This window comes from Agrobacterium sp. 16-2014-1-2a, from assembly GCF_053522705.1.
In genome coordinates this window covers 218,801-237,752 of the sequence record NZ_JBNWBX010000002.1, presented here as the reverse complement: position 1 = coordinate 237,752, position 18,952 = coordinate 218,801, and the positions used below count along the sequence as shown (strand labels likewise).

The following is an 18,952-nucleotide window of genomic DNA, read 5'->3' as shown; positions in this document are numbered from 1 at the left end:
CACAGCAGCAACCGGCCTTCACTGTCAGGCGGTCGGCACGTCGCGGCGTGGCATCGCGTCTCCCAGCCATTGCGCGATCTTGTCCTCGAGAATTTCGGGGCTGATGGGCTTCGACAGATAATCATCCATGCCTGCTGCGATGCAGAGCTCGCGGTCCGCGTCCTGTGTATGCGCGGTAACGCCGATGATCGGAACATGCCGGCCGTCGGCAGCCGCCTGTTCGGCGGAGCGGATTGCCATTGTCGCCTGATGCCCGTTCATCACCGGCATCGACACATCCATAAGGATGACGGCGGGATTGTGCTCCTCCCACGCCTGAACGGCCTTCTTGCCATTGCCGACGATCAGGAACCGCAAACCCGCCTGCTGCAATATCTGGGTGAAGACGATCTGGTTGACGTCGTTGTCCTCGGCCACCAGCACATCCACAAGGCAGGGTCGGCGTCGGTCTGGAACCATCGTCGGAGGTGACACAACCCGCCGCTTCTTGTCCGTGGGGCCATTGTCTGGCCGCACCGGCGCATCGCTGCCACCTGAGCCCAGCCCCTGCGGATCCTGCCGGGCGCGCTTCTGCCGCACATCCCGCACCACATCGAACAGGGTGGAACGCAACAGACGCGCCCGCGCCGGCTTCATCAGATGCGCCTGCACGCTGAGATCGGTGAAAAGGCTCTCGTCACCTACGACATCCATAGACGTCAAGAACACGATTGCGATATCGTCGAAACGACTATCCGCCCTGATCCGCTCGACCACATCCAGCCCGTTCATAACAGGCATGTGATAATCGAGAATGATGGCGTCGATGGTAAAACCGAGGGATGCAGCCTCCTGCAGCACGGCAATGCCTGATGGCCCGTCCTGCACAGCATGGCCGTCGATACCCCATGTCTTCAACTGCTCCGTCAATATGCGGCGATTGACATCGTTATCGTCGATGACGAGTACGCGTATATCCTCGATCGCCATGGCAAGAAGCGGAGCGTCGCGCCGTTTTTCCGTAACGTGAAACGGAATATTGACCTCGAAGGTCGATCCCTTGCCGACTTCGCTCACCACATTGATCGTACCGTCGAAAAGACCGACAAGACCGACCGTGATCGCCAGTCCCAATCCCGTTCCCTCGTGCCGCCGCGTCGCTGAGCCGTCGACCTGGCTGAATTTGTCGAAGATGGTTTCGAGCTTGTCTGCGGGAATGCCGATGCCGCTATCTTCGACGCGCAGCGACAGAATGGTCTCCGACGCTTCCGCCGACTGCGCCGAAAGTTCGATCAGCACATGCCCCATTTCCGTGAACTTGACGGCGTTTCCAACAAGATTGGTGACGACTTGGCGGAACCGCCCGGCGTCCCCCATGACCTTGCCGAAAACCGACGGATCGATCCGGACGACAAGTTCTATGTTCTTTTCCAGCGCCGCTGAGGACAGGAGGGAAACCACATCCTCCACCGCTTCCGCCGGATCGAAAGGCACGCTGCGCAGCTTCATCTGCCCGGCCTCGATCTTGGAGAAGTCGAGAATGTCGTTGATGATCGTCAGGAGCGCATTGCCGGATTTGACGATGATATCGGTGAAGGTTTTCTGGCGTGTATCCAGATTGGATTTGGCCAGAAGTTCCGCCATGCCGAGCACGCCATTCATCGGCGTGCGGATTTCATGGCTCATATTGGCAAGGAATTCAGATTTGGCGCGATCTGCCGCTTCCGCGCGGGAAAGCAGCCGCTGCAACTCCTCCTCGCGCATCTTCATCTCGGTGACGTCGGTGACGATGATGAGCCAGTAATTGCCGGAACTGTTGGTCGCTTCCAGATTGAGCCACGTCTTTCCGGCAATATGGATCAGCCAGGAGAACGGCCTGTTGGCGGCTATGTGCTCTCTCCAGGCGGTCAGCGTCGCGGCCGCCTCCTCTTTGGTGCCAAAATCTCCGCGCCCGGCACAATGGGCAAAGAACCCCGACCAGTTGCAGCCCTTTTCCAACAGCTGCGGCGGCACATCGAACATTCGCGCCACAGCCTCGTTGGACATGATGATGGTTCCCTGCTCGACCAGCACCAGCCCCTGCGCCATGGCGCGCGTGGCACCCTGCATATATTCGCCGACACGCTCAAGCTCGGCCTTTGCCTCACTGATCTCGGCGTCGCGCATGCGCACGTCGGTCACATCGGCATAGGTGCTGAGGATTTTTCCGCCGTCGAGGCGGGTCTTGGAAATGACGGTGACCTTGCCGCTTTTGCTGCGCACCTCGCGCGGCGTGAAGACCTTGTCGTTGAGCAGCCGTTCTGCGCGCTGGTTGTAGAGCTCCTCGAAGGGTATATCGCCATAGTCATAAAGGCCGCTTTCGAAATTCGCCTCCATGAATTCGCGATAGCTTTTGCCGACAAGCGACTTCTCGCCGCCGATTTCGCCCCATAACGTCTCGAAGCACGGATTGACATATTCGATGACGAGATCCGCGTTGAGGAGCAGTACGCCAACCGGCAGGGCATGAAGAACCGTTTCGAACTGGCGATGCAGCGCTTCGGCCTGCGCCTGCGCCGCGATCAGCGCATTTTCCCGCTCCTTCAGCAGGCTGACATCGGTGACTGAACCCACCAGATAATATTCGTCATCGGGCGTCGTGACCCGGCCGAGCCGGGTTATGACCGGAACGGCGCCGCCATCCGAAAGCGGAATGGTTCCCGTCTTTTCAATCGCCTCTCCGGTTCGCAGGATATGCTCGTTTTCCCGCTGGAACTCTGCGCCCTCCTCCGGAAACATCTCGCATTCGGTCTTGCCCAAATAGTCGGCGAGGCTGCCGCCCCGGAATTTCTCAAAGGCCGCATTGGCAAAGGTCAGCCGCCTGTCCTGGTCCCGCAGGAACACGCCCACGGGCAATTGCTCAAGCGCGGCGCGTAGCAGCCAGGTCTCGCGGATCTGCTTGCTAAGCAGGGTCTCATGCGCCTTGAACTCCGTCACATCGACGCGAAGCCCCACCAGCATGCCGTTTTCCAGCCGCTTGTTGACCATACGCACCCAGCGGCCATCGGCAAACTGCTCCACCCTTTCGAGATAGGGCAGGGAAAAATCCCGCAACTGCTTCTGCAGCCATGCCTGGTAATCCGGATCGTCCGATTTCACGCTGCGGTAGCCGCTCGAGAAATAGACCGCCTCCATCAGCGTCTCAAGCCGGGTGCCCGGCTTTAGCTGGAGGTTGAAATCACTGTAGAATTCCACAAAACGCGCATTGCAATAGACGAGCCGGTTTTCACGGTCATAAATCACGATGCCGGCATCGATGAGGTCGATAACGCCGCTGTCGAACAGCAGGTCGGCGCTGCCGCCGTCCGAAACACCCTTCACGACAGAGGGCGCCTCTTCGAACACCTCAAACAGGAACAGACTGCCGTCATCGCCGGTGAAACGTTCGCAACGCAGCTTGTAAGGCCCTGAAGACGCTGCACCATGGCATGAAATCACTTCGTCCGTGGCAAAGACCAGCGAGCGGCGCTCCCTGTCCTCACGCTCGGCATCGCGAATATCGGCGGAAAGGGCAAGGCTCGTGTGGCCCGTGAACGCGGCGGGCGGACGCCCCATGACCCGGCCATAGGCTGCATTGACCATGAGGTAGCGAAGCTCGCTGTCCTTGATGCACGCGGGCAAATCCAGGGCGGCGATTGCCCCGTAAGCTTTTTCTAGCAACCCGCATCCTTGGGTCAAGCGATACTCCACACCGTGCAGTTCCATCCTTGTCGAATCAAATATTTCCAGACGTCGTTGCAAAAACGTTATGTGAGAAAACCGCTATTTGCTATGTGCGGAATGGTCGCTTTACCCTTTTTTAACCATAATTATTCGCGAGCCTCCGCGCCGCGCCGGTAATCGCCAGCCTGCCTTCTGCATGGCAGCCATGCGCCGCGAGACGGCAGCGTTACAAAACTATTGCTTGACTTTACGCCATAAAACGCCCACATGCCGGTCAAGCTTTCACCTTCGGCAGCCGCGTGAGCTGCAGCACATGACCAAGATGACTTGGCCCGCATGAAGGAAAAGCGCAACGAATACAGAAGACGGCGTTTTGCCGCACTGATGCGCAGAAAGTTATTCCAACCCACAAGTTCCCAATTCACGCGGGGTTCTTGACGCCGAAACCGCCGGACAGCAGCAACTGCTCCGGACGATTGGTTTTTGGCGCCCCGAAAGGCATTACTATTGACCAGTTTTAGCGAACTCGGCCTCTCTGAAAAGATTGTGGCCAGCGTTACCCAGCTCGGCTACACAACCCCCACCCCCATTCAGGCAAAGGCCATTCCGCTGCTGCTTGAAGGCCGTGATCTCATCGGCCTCGCACAGACCGGCACGGGCAAGACGGCAGCATTCGGCCTGCCCATCATCGAAATGCTGATGAAGCAAGCCGACCGCCCGGCAAACCGCACCACCCGCACCCTCATCCTTGCACCGACCCGCGAACTGGTGAACCAGATCGGCGAAAACCTGCGCTCCTTCGTGAAGAAGACGCCGCTGCGCATCAACCAGGTTGTCGGCGGCGCGTCGATCAACAAGCAGCAGCTTCAGCTCGAAAAAGGCACGGACGTCCTGGTGGCGACACCCGGTCGCCTGCTGGACCTCATCGCCCGCAACGCGATCTCGCTTTCCAAGGTCACCTATCTGGTGCTTGATGAAGCCGACCAGATGCTCGATCTGGGCTTCATTCACGATCTGCGCAAGATTTCCAAGATGGTTCCGGCCAAGCGCCAGACCCTGCTGTTTTCGGCAACGATGCCGAAGGCGATTTCCGAGCTTGCCAGCAACTTCCTGACGGACCCGATCAAGGTCGAGGTAACACCTCCGGGCAAGGCCGCCGACAAGGTCGAGCAGTACGTGCATTTCGTCGCCGGCAAGAACGACAAGACCGACCTTCTGAAGAAGTCGCTCAACGAAAACCCGGATGGCCGCTCGATCGTTTTCCTGCGCACCAAGCACGGCGCGGAAAAGCTCTACAAGCATCTGGAACATATCGGCTTCAAGGTCGCTTCCATCCACGGCAACAAGAGCCAGGGCCAGCGCGAGCGGGCACTGAAGGGCTTCAAGGACGGTGAGATCAAGGTTCTGGTCGCAACCGACGTCGCTGCCCGCGGCATCGATATTCCGGCCGTGACGCACGTCTTCAACTATGACCTGCCGGAAGTGCCCGACGCCTATGTCCACCGCATCGGCCGTACCGCCCGTGCCGGCCGCGACGGCATTGCCATCGCGTTCTGCGCACCGGACGAAACACGTCTGCTGCACGATATCGAAAAGCTGATGAAGATCGATATCCCGGTTGCATCCGGTGAACGTCCGGCCGGTCTTGCCAGCCCGACGCGCCCGAACAACAACAACCGTGGTCGCAACAACAATGGCGGCCAGCCGCGTGGACCCCGCGAAGGCGGACGCCACAATGGCGAGCCCCGTCCCTCGCGTCACCACGCCCCGCGTGATGCGGACAATGATCTGGAAGTCACGTCAGACTTCAAGCGCGTGAAGACGGCGGAAGGTGACGCAGGTCGCCCGGCCGGCCCTCGCAAGCAGCGCCGCCCTGCCCGCAAGCCCGGCGGCAGCGGTGGCAACCGTCACGCTCCTGCTGGCGGCAACGGTCAGGAAAAGCGCGCTTCCGGCAACGGAAACGGCAATCGCGGCCGTAACCGCTAAGTAACTTAACTCTGCGCGAGCCGATTCCCCGGTATCGCGTGTTTACCTTCAAACCCCGCAAGCGCAGGCTTGCGGGGTTTTCTTTTTGCTCTCAACCGCCCTGCGCCAAAGACCTGCGCCGCGACGGCAGGGTCATGGCCAGCACCCCGGCAATCACGCAGACAAGACCCACCCACATTGCAGGCGTCGGCACTTCTCCAAGAAACACCATGCCAATGGCGACACCGATCGGAACCCGCAAATACGCCTGCGACGTGGTACCGACCGAACCGAGCGTCTGCATCAGCCGGAAATAGACCATGAAGGCGAGCGCGGTTGAAAAGACGCTGAGGCACACAAGTGCGGTGAGCGACGCCGGAGATGGCGACAATGTCCAGGGCCGGTCAACGATCACGCTCACCGGCAGCAGAAGCACGGCGCCGCAGATCAGCGAGCCGGCGGCAGGCATAGCGGGATCGAGACCCCTGAAGTTTTTGCTGAAGATGGCGGCACAGGCGTAGGAAAAGGCTGCAGTCAGCACGGCAATCTGGCTCCACAGCGCCTCACCCGCCCCGTTCAACGCATCCAGACCGATGATGAGACAGACACCTGTCATGCCCGCAACGGTGCCGAACAGCTTGCGCCCGCTGACCTGTTCATGCCGGATGATCAGCGCGGTGAGAAGAAAGGTGAAGATCGGCGTCGTCGCATTGAGGATGACGGCGAGACCGGCATCGATGCTCTGCTCCGCCCACGCGATCAGCGTGAAAGGCAACACGCTGTTGATGCAGGCCTGAACGAAGAAGAGCCGCCATGTCGCGAAATCCCGCGGCAACCGCAGCCCGCGCAGGCGAATGACCGCCAGCAGCAACAGACCGGCAATCAGGGTTCTTGCGGCAATGAAGGTCAGCGGTGGTATGGTCTCCACCCCGATCTTGATGAAAGTGTAGGATGCTGCCCACAGAGTGGACAACAGGGCAAGCAGCAGCAATTCGCGGGCGATAGGGTTTTGACTGGTCACGGATCAATTTTCCAACTGCGTTCAGGATGAACCGTTCCTAACCCGAAAACAAGCATCTATGCTTCGGTGACGGCCGAAGTTTCCACCGCTTCAAAAGCATGAAGCCCCGCACGGTACCAGCCATGCGGGGCTTCAATGACAGACCGGTGATTGCAGCGGCCGATCAGGCCCGGCGTTCATCCACCGAGAAAGCGCCCGGACCGGCAAACACGAGATAAAGGAAGATGAAGCAGAACAGGATCGCGGCGTCGCCCCCATTGAGCGCGGGGAAGAAGCTCTTAGGCCCGTGCGCAATGAAATAGGCAACAGCCATCTGGCCGGACAGGATGAAGGCAACCGGACGCGTGAAAAGGCCGACCAGCACGAGAATGCCGCCAACGGCTTCCAGAAGCGCCGCCACCAGCAGCATCGTCGGCAGGGAGCCGTCCATCTGCGATGCCGGGAAACCGAACAGCTTCTGCGTTCCATGCGAAATGAAAAGCAGCGCCGTCATGATGCGCAGCGCCCCGAGTGCCTGCGGGCGGTAGCGGGAGAGATTGTCTAAAATTGCCATGTTCATGTGTCCCCGTTGAAGTGGTGCGACGCTCGATACAGCGCAATCATGCCTTTATGGATACACGTCTCGAACACCGAAAATCACATTTCCGATATAGCAGAACTCCCTTAAATACATAAAGGGAGTCATTCTACACATGGTTGATTTTCCACCATAAAACTGGACTCATGTGGAAAAAATCAACCCAAGGATACAGGCATTTTTTCGAGTGGCAAAGGCGGAAAAATCCGCCTCTCCGTCAGGCCTGCAACACCACGACCCTGGAGCCAACCGGCACGCGGCTGTAAAGATCGATGATGTCGTGGTTCAGCATCCGGATACAGCCGCTTGACATGGCGTGGCCGATGGATTGCGGCTGGTTGGTGCCGTGCAGACGGAACATGGTGTCGTTGCCGCCGCGATAGAGGTAGAGCGCCCGTGCGCCGAGCGGGTTGTTCGGGCCCCCCTCCATGCCGCCGGCGTATTTCAGATTGCGCGGATCACGGCGCATCATGTTTGCGGTCGGCGTCCAGGAAGGCCATTCCGACTTCCGGCCGATATAGGCGTCGCCCTTCAGCGCAAGCCCCTGGCGACCGACGCCGACGCCGTAACGCATTGCCCGTCCATCGCCCAGTACGTAGTAAAGACGCCGCGCGGGCGTATCCACAATCACCGTTCCAGCCGGATGCGCGGTATCGTATGCCACTTCCTGCCGGCGCAGCTCGGGCTTCACCTTGTCGAGATGCATTTCCGGAAGCGGAAACTTCTCGTCCGGCTTCGCCGCATAATTAAGCCTTTGCTGCCCGATGCCGGAACTTGCGCAGCCGGCCAGCAACAGCGGCAATCCGAACAGAACACCACGACGTGAAATAGACATGTAACCCCCGCCAAATCTCTAGATTAACGAGAGGTATAATTTTATGGTTAACAAATCTCTAATATGAGGTTGTAGGAATTAACGTGCCTCAACCGGCGCTGCAGGCCGGCGGTTGGCCAGATAAACCCCCGTTACCGCCAGGACCGTGCCGGCAATCATGGCCGGCGTCAGCGTTTCCCCGAAAAGCAGGGCCGCTTCCACGGCGGCAAGCGGCGGCACGAGATAGATCAGCGAGGCAGCGCGCGAGACCTGCCCGCGCCGGATGAGATAGAGCAGCAGGGCCACCGCACCGATGGAGATCGCGCCCACCGACCAGACGAGCGTGGCGGCAAGCCCGAGGCTCCAGTCCACATGACCATCCTCCAGCAACAGCGCGAAGGGAACGGTGACGATGAGGGCGCCGACATATTGCAGCGTGGCGACCGCCATGATGTTTCCGCCATGGACGTATTTCTTCTGGTAAAGGGTGCCATAGGTCACGGACGTCATGCCCAGCACATTCACCGCCACGGCATAAAGCGGCACGGAAAGGCCGAGCGCGCCTGACGCCATGACCTTCGGCAGCACGGCGATGGCAATGCCGACAAAGCCGAGAAGCAAGCCGGCACGCTGCACCGGAGAGATCTTTTCGCCGATCATGTAACGGGCGGCAACCGCCGTCATCAATGGCTGCAAACCGGCAATAATGCCGCCGATCGCCGCCGGCACGCCCTGCCCTATCGCCCACCAGATCATGCCAAGGTAAAGGCCGTGCAGGAACACGCCGGACAAGATTGCCCGGAAAACATCGATGCGCCGTTCAGGCCATTGAATGGAGGAAAACCGGCAGATCGCCCACAATATCGCACCCGCCAACAGGTAACGCAGACAGAGGAAGGTCAGCGGACCAGTATAATAAACGGCATATTTCGCGGTGACCCAGCCGGTCGACCAGAGAAAGACGAAGATGGCCGGAGCCAGACGGTCGAGCGACATGGGAACTTCCCCTGTGCCGCGTGATGCCCCGCAACCGGACATGGGCCCGGGACATAAGGCATGCGGCGAATTGACATTTTTACGACTTGAAGCAACCGGTGAACTACCCGGCCGGATCTCGGCGCGCACCCCTTGGCGAAACACAGCCGTCCAAGCTAGCCGGTATCCCCATCCCCGCAAAAGGTCAAAAGTGTTTTGGTGATCGCATCTTTCAGATTTTCTGATGCCACACCCAAAACCCATCAACCGAAAGCGAACGAACAAAATTTGTGCATTCGCCCACGGCGCACACAGTGCCACCACCCCGTTCCACCCCACCTTGCCCTGCAACCAATTTGCCAATGCCGCATTTATAGGCTGAAAGCGAAAAAACGCTTCTTTTTTAAAACTCTAGGGCGGTAAAAAATCTTCACGGAGGCCTCCGCATAGTTCTTGCATTGCATTTGTCGTTGTATTCATATGGCAAAAAAGGGGACATCGAAGTTGGCATTTGACGAAATGATAAATGCGGACAACGCGCCGCGAAGCCCATATGAAAACTATAACGAGTGGTACAGCCGGCAGGACAGGGCACACCTGATCCAGAAGTCTAAAGACGCGGAAAACATCTTTCGAAAAACCGGTATTACTTTCGCAGTCTACGGCCACGCCGACAGTTCAGAAAAACTGATCCCCTTCGATATCATTCCGCGCATCATTTCCGGGCGCGAGTGGCGCAAACTGGCCCAGGGTATCGAACAGCGCGTTCTCGCTCTCAACGCTTTCCTCGACGATATCTACCACAAGCAGGAAATCATTCGCGCCGGGCGAATTCCACGCGAAATTATTGAGAAGAACGTCGCATTCCTCCCGGAAATGATCGGTTTCACGCCACCCGGCGGCGTTTATACCCACATTGTCGGCACGGATATCGTCCGCACAGGCGAAGACCAGTTCTATGTTCTGGAAGACAACGCACGCACGCCTTCAGGTGTCAGCTACATGCTGGAAAACCGTGAAACGATGATGCAGATGTTCCCGGAACTCTTCCATGAAAACCGGGTGCAGCGGGTGGAGGACTACCCCTATCAGCTGCGCCAATCGCTCGCCTCGCTTGCACCCCCAGGCTGCACCGGCAAGCCGCGCGTCGCGGTGCTGACCCCTGGCATCTACAATTCCGCCTATTACGAACATTCCTTCCTGGCCGACATGATGGGCGTGGAGCTGGTGGAAGGGTCCGACCTGCGCGTCATGGACGGCAAGGTCAAGATGCGCACTACCCGTGGCTACGAGGCCATCGACGTGCTTTACCGCCGCGTCGACGACGACTTCCTTGATCCGCTCACCTTCCGGCCGGATTCGGCGCTCGGCGTACCCGGCATCATGGATGTCTACCGCGCCGGCAACATCACCATCGCCAATGCGCCGGGCACCGGCATTTCCGACGACAAGGCAATCTATTCCTACATGCCTGAGATCGTCGAGTTCTACACCGGCCGCAAGCCGCTTCTGGAAAACGTGCCGACATGGCGCTGTTCGGAGCCGGACAGCCTGAAATACGTTCTCGACAACCTTGCGGAACTGGTCGTCAAGGAAGTTCACGGTTCGGGCGGTTACGGCATGCTGGTCGGCCCCACCGCGTCGAAAAAGGAACGGGCGCTTTTTGCCGAAAAGCTGAAAGCCCGCCCCTCCAATTACATCGCGCAGCCCACGCTGTCGCTTTCCACCGTGCCGATCATGGTGAAAAACGGCATCGCGCCGCGCCATGTCGATCTGCGTCCTTATGTGCTGGTTTCAGACAAGGTGAAGATCATTCCCGGCGGACTGACCCGTGTTGCCCTCAAGCAGGGCTCGCTGGTGGTCAATTCCAGCCAGGGCGGCGGCACCAAGGATACATGGGTACTGGAGGACTAAGCCATGCTGGGCAGAACGGCAAACGGGCTCTACTGGATGTTCCGGTATATTGAGCGCGCTGAAAACATCGCCCGGCTTATCGATGCGGGCCTGCGCGTTTCCCTGACGCGCAGCGGCAGCGGCGATGAGGACTGGGACGGCGTGTTGCAGAGTGCCGGCGTGCACGAAGCCTTTCTCGAAACGCGCGAGAAGGTGACCGCGGCCAACGCGATCGATTATCTCCTGCGGGACAAGGCAAACCCTTCGAGCGTCATGTCCTGCATCGAGGCAGGCCGCAACAATGCCCGCATGGTGCGCACCGCGCTGACGCGCGAGACATGGGAAGCTACCAACGAATTCTGGATCGAGCTGAAGAACATCCTCGGCCGCAAGCTCAGCCATGCCGAACTGCCGCAGACCATCGATGTCATCAAGCATCGCGCCGGTCTGGTGCGCGGCGCCTTCCACGGCTCGATGCTGCGCAACGATCTCTATAATTTCTCCCGCATCGGCACCTTCATCGAGCGCGCCGACAACACCGCCCGCATTCTCGACGTAAAATATTACGTGCTGCTGCCGGCCGTGGCGCATGTCGGCTCCTCGCTGGACAATGCCCAATGGGAATCCATCCTGCGCTCGGTCTCGGCGCACCGCTCCTATGGTTGGGTCTATGATGCGGAATACAAGCCCGCCAACATTGCCGACTTCCTCATTCTCAACGGCCGCATGCCGCGCTCGCTCGCCTATTGCTATGAGAAGATCACCAGCAACCTCAATTACATAGCTGAGGATTACGGTGAAAAGCACAAGGCGCATGAAACGGCGGAAAGCATTCGCGACAGTCTGCGCAAGACGACGATCGATCGCGTCATGGATGAAGGCCTGCACGAGTTTCTGGAGAGATTTGTCAACCGGAACGGGCAGCTGGGGCAGGAAATCATGGAAGGCTACCGCTTTTATCTGTAAGCGCGTGGACGGGGACAGCTTATGCGTCTGAAAATCACCCATACGACCGAATATGTCTATGACGAGCCGATGCCTTATGCATTGCAGCGGCTGCGCCTGACGCCACAGACCGGCCCGTGCCAGACGGTGGAGGACTGGGATGTATCGGTCGACGGCGCCACCGTCGAAGTGAGCTATGACGACCATTTCGGCAACCGTGTCGCACTGGTCGAGACCGAAGGCCCGCAACGCAGGGTCAAGGTCGTGGCTGGTGGCCTCGTCATAACCGAAGACAGGGCCGGCATGGTCGGCCCCCATACCGGCAGTGCGCCGCTATGGCTGTTCCTGCGCGAGACGCCGCTGACGAAGCCTGGCAAACTCGTGCGCGAACTGGCGAAGGCCAGCACCGGCAACAGCGAGCTAGAGCGCCTGCACGACCTGATGGAGAAGATCAACAGCAAGGTGGAATATGTGCCGGGTTCGACCGACACCGAAACCACCGCCGAACTGGCACTCGAAGCCGGCAAGGGCGTCTGCCAGGACCATGCCCATATCCTCATTTCCGCCGCCCGGCTGATGGGCCTGCCCGCCCGCTATGTTTCCGGTTATCTGATGATGGAAGACGTGGCGGAGCAGACGGCAACCCATGCCTGGGCCGAGGTGCATCTGCAGGGGCTCGGCTGGGTTGGCTTTGACGCCGCCAACAATATCTGCCCTGACGATCGCTACGTGCGCATTGCCCTTGGCCTCTGCTACCGCGACTGCGCGCCGATATCGGGCATGCGGATCGGCCCAGCCGGCGAAACACTGAACGTTTCGGTGACCGTGCAGCAATCGCAGAGCCAATCGCAAAGCTGAGACAATGGCCGGCAGAGACGACGAAACGATCGGCTTTTATACGGATAATGCCGAAGTCTATACGTCGAGAGGGCAGACGGCGGACCTTCCCCATCTGGAAAAATTCCTGTCGCGCCTGCCCAAAGGCGCGACCATCCTCGAACTGGGGTGCGGTGGCGGGCAGGACAGTGAATTCATGCTCGCTGCAGGCTTCGACGTGCGCCCGACGGACGGCACACCCGAAATCGCCAAAGCGGCCGAAACGCGGCTCGGCATTCCCGTCGCAACATTGCTGTTCGAAGATATCTGCGACGTGGAGACTTATGACGGCGTGTGGGCCAATGCCTGCCTGTTGCATGTCCCCCGCCCCGCTCTTTCCGGCATCATCCGCCGCATCCATACGGCGCTGAAACAGGGCGGCGTTTTCTACGCCAGCTTCAAGGCCGGAGAAGCGGAAGGCCGCGACACGTTCGGCCGCTATTACAACTATCCTTCGAAAACCTGGCTTGAGGACCTGTACGGGCATTTCGCCTGGGCAGGGGTGGAAATAGAAGCACGGCACGGCAGCGGTTACGACAAGCTGCCAACCGACTGGCTGCATGTGACGGCAACGAAACCCTGATCCGCTTTCAACAACCTGTGGGTTGCGAAAGCCCGCCGTGACCGGTTAAATCGCCGCAGCAACCGATCAGGGAGAGGGCTTTTTGTACAGTATTTCCGACTATCGCGACTGCCAGTCCCATGGACCCATCATTGCGGAACGGGTCTGGACGGCATGGTGGCAGGATAGTGGCCTCCAGGTCGGCGATGTGGCTGAACATCTGAAGGATATGGTGAACCCCCATGCCCTGCCGACCGGCTTCGTCGCCCATGGCGACAAGGGTTACGTCGGCTCCGCCTTCCTTATCCACTGCGATCTGGAGGAGCGGCCACAATATCTGCCATGGGTTGCCGCACTCTGGGTGGAGGAAAACAGCAGACGCTCAGGTGTCGCCCGGGCGCTGATGCAGGCCGCAACACAACGGGCCGCCGAACTTGGTCACGACATCAGCTACCTGTGCTGCCAGCGCCGTCTCGAAACCTATTATACGAACTGCGGCTGGACCGTTCTGGAACGTGGTGTTGGCAAGCACGACCTGACGGTGCTGACCTACAGCACGAAAACATAGACTGTCCGCTATATCCGTTGCCAGACATCGGGGAGGAACCATGAAACCGCCAGCCGCCCTTATGGAAACGGCGATCTACGCCAACGATCTCGACGCCGCCGAGGCCTTTTATCGCGATGTCTTCGGGCTGGAGGTGGTGCGCAGGCTGCCGGGCCAGTTCGTGTTCTTCAAATGTGGCCGCCAGATGCTGCTGGTCTTCGATCCGCAACAATCGCGCACGGCCACCCCCGACAATCCGATCCCGCGCCACGGCGCCACCGGACAAGGCCATTTCTGTTTTTATGCGAAAGACAAGTCGGAAGTGGACGACTGGAAAGCCCGCTTCGAGGAGCTTGGAATTCCCATCGAACACTATCACCGCTGGCCGAACGACAGCTATTCCGTCTACATCCGCGACCCGGCCGGCAATTCCGTGGAGGTGGGCGAAGGCAGGCTGTGGGGGTTCGAGTAAGCCCCAGATACCCGGAAGAACACTATGAAGAACATTTTTGTCGTCACGCACACCCAGTCCGTCCATCATGTCGAGAACAAGGTTGGTGGCTGGTATGATACCGAACTGACACCCAAGGGAAAAGCCGATGCGCAGGCGACGGCCGAGAAACTTGTGGCCTTGATCGGCAACGCATCAGTCGAAATCTTCAGTTCCGATCTTCTGCGGGCCTCCCAGACTGCGGCAATCATTGCTGAACACCTCAAGTCCCCTTTTGAAACCACGGATGGCCTGCGGGAAATCAGCTACGGTTCGGCGGGTGGTATGCCGCAGCAATGGCTCGACGCCCGTCAGATACCGGCCCCCCATCACGACCGGATGGATCATCGCGGCGGAATTGCTGATGGCGAAACGAGACGAGAGTTGGCCGAAAGAGTGTACCGCGCCGTGGACACGATTATATCGCGTCCTTGCCCCACGCAGATCATCGTTACCCATGGCTTCGCTCTTACCTTCGTCATCGCGGCATGGATCAAAATGCCGATCGAAAGCGTCGGTTATGTCAGCTTTCCCGCGTCTTCCGGCAGCATTACGCACCTAAGACAAGACGATTACTGGCAAAACCGCGGCGTTATCGCTTTGGCGGATGTGTCCCACCTGAAGACAAGCCGGGGATGACGTCGAGAGGGGGACGCTGAGCGACCCCCTCCCTCAACCGTTTAACGTGCAGCCCCGGTAGATCAGATCTGCCGAACCGTGATTTCTTCTTCCGCATTAACCGCAAGCGGGTTCCTCAGCGGCAAGCCGAAACCGGCGGCCTCGATCTCAAACACGTCACCCGCTTCCGGCTTGATGCCCTCCGCAAAAGAGAGCGTCGCGGTGCCGAACATGTGCACATGGACGTCACCAGGTGCGCGGAACAGGCCGTATTTGAAGTGGTGATATTCGAGGTTCGCGAAGGTGTGGGACATGTTGTCCTCACCCGAAACAAACGGCTTTTCGAAAATGACCTTGTCGCCACGACGGATGCGCGAGGTGCCGCGAATATCCGACGGTGCAGCGCCGACGCGGATTTCCGGGCCGAAGCTTGCCGGGCGCAACTTGGAATGGGCGAGGTAGAGATAGTTGATCCGCTCGGTGACGTGGTCGGAAAATTCGTTCGACACGGCAAAGCCGATGCGCACGGGTTCGCCCTTGTCGGAGATCACGTAGATGCCGGCCATTTCCGGCTCTTCGCCGCCATCAAGCGCGAAGGACGGAGAGGTGAGAGCAGCACCGGGTGCCGCTGCGACATAGCCGTTGCCCTTGTAGAACCACTCGGGTTGAACGCCCTTTTCGCCAGCCTTCGGCTTGCCATTTTCCAGACCCATGCGGAACATCTTCATGGAATCCGTCAGGCTTTCCTCGGCGGCTTCCGTGGTCTTCTTGTGCATGCTGTCGCGGGTAGCAGCAGAGCCGAGATGGGTCAGGCCCGTGCCTGTCAGATGCAGATGCGCCGGATCGGGATGGGTGATCGGCGGCAGAAAGCGACCTTCAGCGTAAGCCTTTTCAAGATCGACGGCATCGCCGAGACCATGGGCGGACACAACATCGGCAAGGCTCTTGCCACTATTGGCAGCTTCCATGGCCAGCGCGTAAACCGATTGAGCGCCGTTGACGGCGTGCGCCTGTCCGCCTTCTTCGCGAACGGCGACGGTGATTTTGCCACTGGCATCCTTGATCTGTGAAATGAGCACGGGATTTCCTTCCTGCGGCGCAACGCGCCTTATCTTCTTCGGCGCGTTGCGCCTTCACCTTATGAAAGTGGCCGGAAACCGGCCACTTTTTTTGACTTGCTATATTGGCTGGGCAATCAGCCCTTGTTCTTGTTGTAGACGTCGAAGAACACGGCAGCGAGCAGCACGAGGCCCTTGACCATCTGCTGGAAGTCGATGCCGAGGCCGACGATCGACATGCCGTTGTTCATGACGCCCATGATGAAGGCACCGATAACAGCACCGGTGATCTTGCCAACGCCGCCGGAGGCCGAAGCACCGCCAATGAAGCAGGCCGCGATCACATCAAGCTCGAAGCCAACGCCTGCCTTCGGCGTTGCCGAGTTGAGGCGTGTCGCGATGATCATGCCGGCCAGACCGGCCAGTACGCCCATGTTGACGAAGGTTAGGAAGCTCAGGCGTTCGGTGTTGATACCGGAAAGCTTGGTCGCCTTCTCGTTGCCGCCCATGGCGTAAACGCGGCGGCCAATGGTCGTGCGGCGCGTCACGAAGCTGTAAAGCGCAATCAGAACCAGCATCACGATCAGGACGTTCGGCAGGCCACGATAGGTGGACAGCTGGTAGCCAAGGAACAGAATAGCGCCTGAGATGAGCAGGTTCTGCACAATGAAGAAACCGAACGGCTCCACGTCGATGCCGTGCTTCACGTTCACCACGCGACGGCGCCACGCCAGATAGAACAGCACGACCGTAATCACCAATGTCAGGATCATCGACGTCGTGTTCAGACCTTCGATGCCACCGATATCAGGCAGGAAGCCGGTGCTGATGATCTGGAAATCCGTCGGGAACGGGCCGATGTTCTTGCCGCCGAGCACAAAAAGCGTGAGGCCGCGGAACACAAGCATGCCCGCCAGCGTCACGATGAACGACGGGATGCGATGATAGGCGATCCAGTAACCCTGGGCAGCACCGATGATGCCGCCGATGACAAGACAAATCAGCGCCGCGAGAAACGGGTTCATGCCCCACTGCACGGTCAATATGGCCGCAATCGCGCCGACGAAGGCGACGATGGAACCGACCGAAAGGTCGATATGTCCGGCCACGATGACCAGCAGCATGCCAAGCGCCATGATGACGATGAACGAGTTCTGCAGGATGAGGTTGGTCAGGTTCACGGGCCGGAACAGAATGCCGCCGGTATAGAACTGGAAGAAAACCATGATAGCGACGAGCGCGATCAGCATGCCGTATTCGCGGATATTGGAGCGAATATACGACCCGACCGAGATGACGTTGCTTTCTTCGTTTGTGGTGTTTGCCGAACTCATGAGTTCTTCTCCCCTGAGCGCATGATAGCGCGCATGATGCTTTCCTGGCTCGCCTCTCCCTTCGGCAATTCAGCGACGATGCGGCCTTCGTTCATGACGTAGATGCGGTCGCAATTGCCGAGCAATTCAGGCATTTCCGATGAGATCATCAGAACGCCTTTGCCGTCGGCAGCGAGCTGGTTGATGATGGTGTAGATTTCGTATTTGGCGCCAACGTCGATACCGCGTGTCGGCTCGTCGAGGATCAGGACATCAGGATTGGAGAAGAGCCACTTGGAAAGCACGACCTTCTGCTGGTTGCCGCCCGAAAGATTGACCGTTTCCTGAAAGATGCCTGAAGAGCGGATGCGAAGGCGTGTGCGGAAATCGCTCGCCACCTTCATTTCCTTGATGTCGTCGATGACGCTGGCCTTCGACACGCCGGCCAGATTGGCAAGCGTGGTGTTGTGCAGAATGTTGTCGTTGAGCACCAGACCGAGATGTTTGCGGTCTTCGGTCACATAGGCAAGACCGGCATCGATTGCCTTGCGAACGGTGCTGACATCCACGGGCTTGCCGTCGATCAGAACGTCGCCGGTGATCTTGTGGCCGTAGGACTTGCCGAACACGCTCATGGCGAATTCCGTGCGCCCTGCCCCCATCAGCCCGGCAATGCCGACGACTTCGCCTTTGCGCACGGTGACGTTGATGTCGTGCAGGACCTTCCGGTCGCGGTGCTGCTGGTGATAGGCGTTCCAGTTCTTCACTTCGAGAATGGTCTCGCCGATCGGCACGTCACGCGGCGGATAACGATCTTCTAGATCGCGTCCCACCATGTTGCGAATGATGACGTCCTCGCTGATTTCTTCCTGATGACAGTCGAGCGTCTTCACCGTCATGCCGTCGCGCAGCACGGTGATCTGGTCGGCCACCTTGCGCACTTCGTTGAGCTTGTGGGTGATGATGATCGACGTCATGCCCTGCTTGCGGAACTCGATCAAAAGGTTGAGCAGAGCCTCGGAATCGCTCTCGTTGAGAGAGGCGGTCGGCTCATCAAGGATGAGAAGCTTCACGCTCTTCGACAACGCCTTGGCGATTTCGACCAGCTGCTGCTTGCCGACGCCGATATCCGTAATCAGCGTCTCCGGTGATTCCTTCAGGCCCACCTTCTTCAGAAGTTCGCGGGTACGGTTGAAGGTCTGCTGCCAGTTGATCACGCCGCCCGAAGCGACCTCGTTGCCAAGGAAAATATTTTCGGCAATCGACAGGAGCGGCACAAGCGCAAGCTCCTGGTGAATGATGATGATACCAATATCTTCGCTGTCGTTGATGGCGCGAAAATTTCGCACAGCACCTTCATAGTGGATCTCGCCCTCATAGGTGCCAGCGGGATAAACACCGGAAAGGACCTTCATCAAGGTCGACTTTCCAGCGCCGTTCTCGCCAACGAGCGCGTGGATCTCACCTTCCTTTACCTTAAGGTTGACGTTCTCAAGCGCTTTTACGCCCGGAAACGTCTTGGTGATGTTCCGCATTTCGAGAATGGTATTGGCCATATCGCAATCCAGCGCCCGATTAATTCAGGCGTTTTTATTTTTATGGAAAAACGGGGACGGC

General features: G+C 58.9%; 16 protein-coding genes. 8 read left to right on the top strand and 8 right to left on the bottom strand.

Translation table 11 applies throughout. The features are described 5' to 3' along the window. Positions 1-24: 24 nt before the first annotated feature. Entirely contained in the window at positions 25-3,723 is a 3,699-nt protein-coding gene (locus tag ACQZ45_RS09995; protein WP_448742240.1) for a response regulator, read from the bottom strand. A 465-nt stretch (positions 3,724-4,188) separates the two neighbouring features. Between ACQZ45_RS09995 and ACQZ45_RS09990 the strand changes: the two genes are divergently transcribed. Beyond that, complete coding sequence (locus ACQZ45_RS09990) at positions 4,189-5,667, top strand: DEAD/DEAH box helicase (RefSeq protein WP_003513690.1); 1,479 nt, start codon at positions 4,189-4,191, stop codon at positions 5,665-5,667. Between the two features lie 91 nt (positions 5,668-5,758). Here ACQZ45_RS09990 and ACQZ45_RS09985 read toward each other — a convergent pair whose 3' ends face one another. The 4 genes from ACQZ45_RS09985 to ACQZ45_RS09970 all read right to left on the bottom strand — a co-directional run bounded on the left by ACQZ45_RS09985 (position 5,759) and on the right by ACQZ45_RS09970 (position 9,054). Then, positions 5,759-6,667 (bottom strand): DMT family transporter, encoded by a 909-nt coding sequence (locus ACQZ45_RS09985; RefSeq protein ID WP_003513692.1) that lies wholly within the window; start codon positions 6,665-6,667, stop codon positions 5,759-5,761. A gap of 163 nt (positions 6,668-6,830) precedes the next feature. Further along, complete coding sequence (locus tag ACQZ45_RS09980) at positions 6,831-7,226, bottom strand: DoxX family protein (protein WP_019565150.1); 396 nt, start codon at positions 7,224-7,226, stop codon at positions 6,831-6,833. A 235-nt stretch (positions 7,227-7,461) separates the two neighbouring features. After that, a complete protein-coding gene (locus ACQZ45_RS09975) occupies positions 7,462-8,079 on the bottom strand; it encodes a L,D-transpeptidase (protein WP_003513696.1) in 618 nt (205 codons plus the stop codon). A 78-nt stretch (positions 8,080-8,157) separates the two neighbouring features. Continuing rightward, complete coding sequence (locus ACQZ45_RS09970; protein ID WP_003513697.1) at positions 8,158-9,054, bottom strand: DMT family transporter; 897 nt, start codon at positions 9,052-9,054, stop codon at positions 8,158-8,160. Positions 9,055-9,537: 483 nt separating this feature from the next. Between ACQZ45_RS09970 and ACQZ45_RS09965 the strand changes: the two genes are divergently transcribed. From ACQZ45_RS09965 to ACQZ45_RS09935, 7 genes are all read left to right on the top strand, one after another. Continuing rightward, positions 9,538-10,947, top strand: a complete 1,410-nt coding sequence (locus ACQZ45_RS09965) for a circularly permuted type 2 ATP-grasp protein (protein ID WP_003513699.1) — start codon at positions 9,538-9,540, stop codon at positions 10,945-10,947. 3 nt (positions 10,948-10,950) lie between these two features. After that, on the top strand, positions 10,951-11,892 hold the full coding sequence (locus tag ACQZ45_RS09960; RefSeq protein WP_003513700.1) for an alpha-E domain-containing protein: 942 nt from the start codon (positions 10,951-10,953) through the stop codon (positions 11,890-11,892). 21 nt (positions 11,893-11,913) lie between these two features. Further along, positions 11,914-12,729, top strand: a complete 816-nt coding sequence (locus ACQZ45_RS09955) for a transglutaminase family protein (protein ID WP_003513702.1) — start codon at positions 11,914-11,916, stop codon at positions 12,727-12,729. Between the two features lie 4 nt (positions 12,730-12,733). Next, positions 12,734-13,330: a class I SAM-dependent methyltransferase gene (locus tag ACQZ45_RS09950; RefSeq protein WP_112959302.1), complete on the top strand. Its 597-nt coding sequence runs from the start codon at positions 12,734-12,736 to the stop codon at positions 13,328-13,330. An 82-nt stretch (positions 13,331-13,412) separates the two neighbouring features. Continuing rightward, positions 13,413-13,877, top strand: a complete 465-nt coding sequence (locus ACQZ45_RS09945) for a GNAT family N-acetyltransferase (protein WP_113291731.1) — start codon at positions 13,413-13,415, stop codon at positions 13,875-13,877. A gap of 40 nt (positions 13,878-13,917) precedes the next feature. Continuing rightward, positions 13,918-14,328, top strand: a complete 411-nt coding sequence (locus tag ACQZ45_RS09940; RefSeq protein ID WP_019565146.1) for a VOC family protein — start codon at positions 13,918-13,920, stop codon at positions 14,326-14,328. A gap of 24 nt (positions 14,329-14,352) precedes the next feature. Beyond that, entirely contained in the window at positions 14,353-14,985 is a 633-nt protein-coding gene (locus ACQZ45_RS09935; protein WP_113291730.1) for a histidine phosphatase family protein, read from the top strand. Between the two features lie 62 nt (positions 14,986-15,047). Here the strand turns inward: ACQZ45_RS09935 and araD1 are convergent, their stop codons facing one another. The 3 genes from araD1 to gguA form a co-directional block, all read right to left on the bottom strand. Next, positions 15,048-16,043, bottom strand: coding sequence for a 2-keto-3-deoxy-L-arabinonate dehydratase AraD1 (araD1, locus tag ACQZ45_RS09930; protein ID WP_065662175.1), 996 nt, complete (start codon positions 16,041-16,043; stop codon positions 15,048-15,050). 116 nt (positions 16,044-16,159) lie between these two features. After that, on the bottom strand, positions 16,160-17,356 hold the full coding sequence (gene gguB, locus ACQZ45_RS09925) for a sugar ABC transporter permease GguB (protein ID WP_003513714.1): 1,197 nt from the start codon (positions 17,354-17,356) through the stop codon (positions 16,160-16,162). Then, a complete protein-coding gene (gene gguA / locus ACQZ45_RS09920; RefSeq protein ID WP_003513716.1) occupies positions 17,353-18,891 on the bottom strand; it encodes a sugar ABC transporter ATP-binding protein GguA in 1,539 nt (512 codons plus the stop codon). The genes gguB and gguA overlap by 4 nt, the downstream gene beginning before the upstream one ends. Positions 18,892-18,952: the final 61 nt, after the last annotated feature.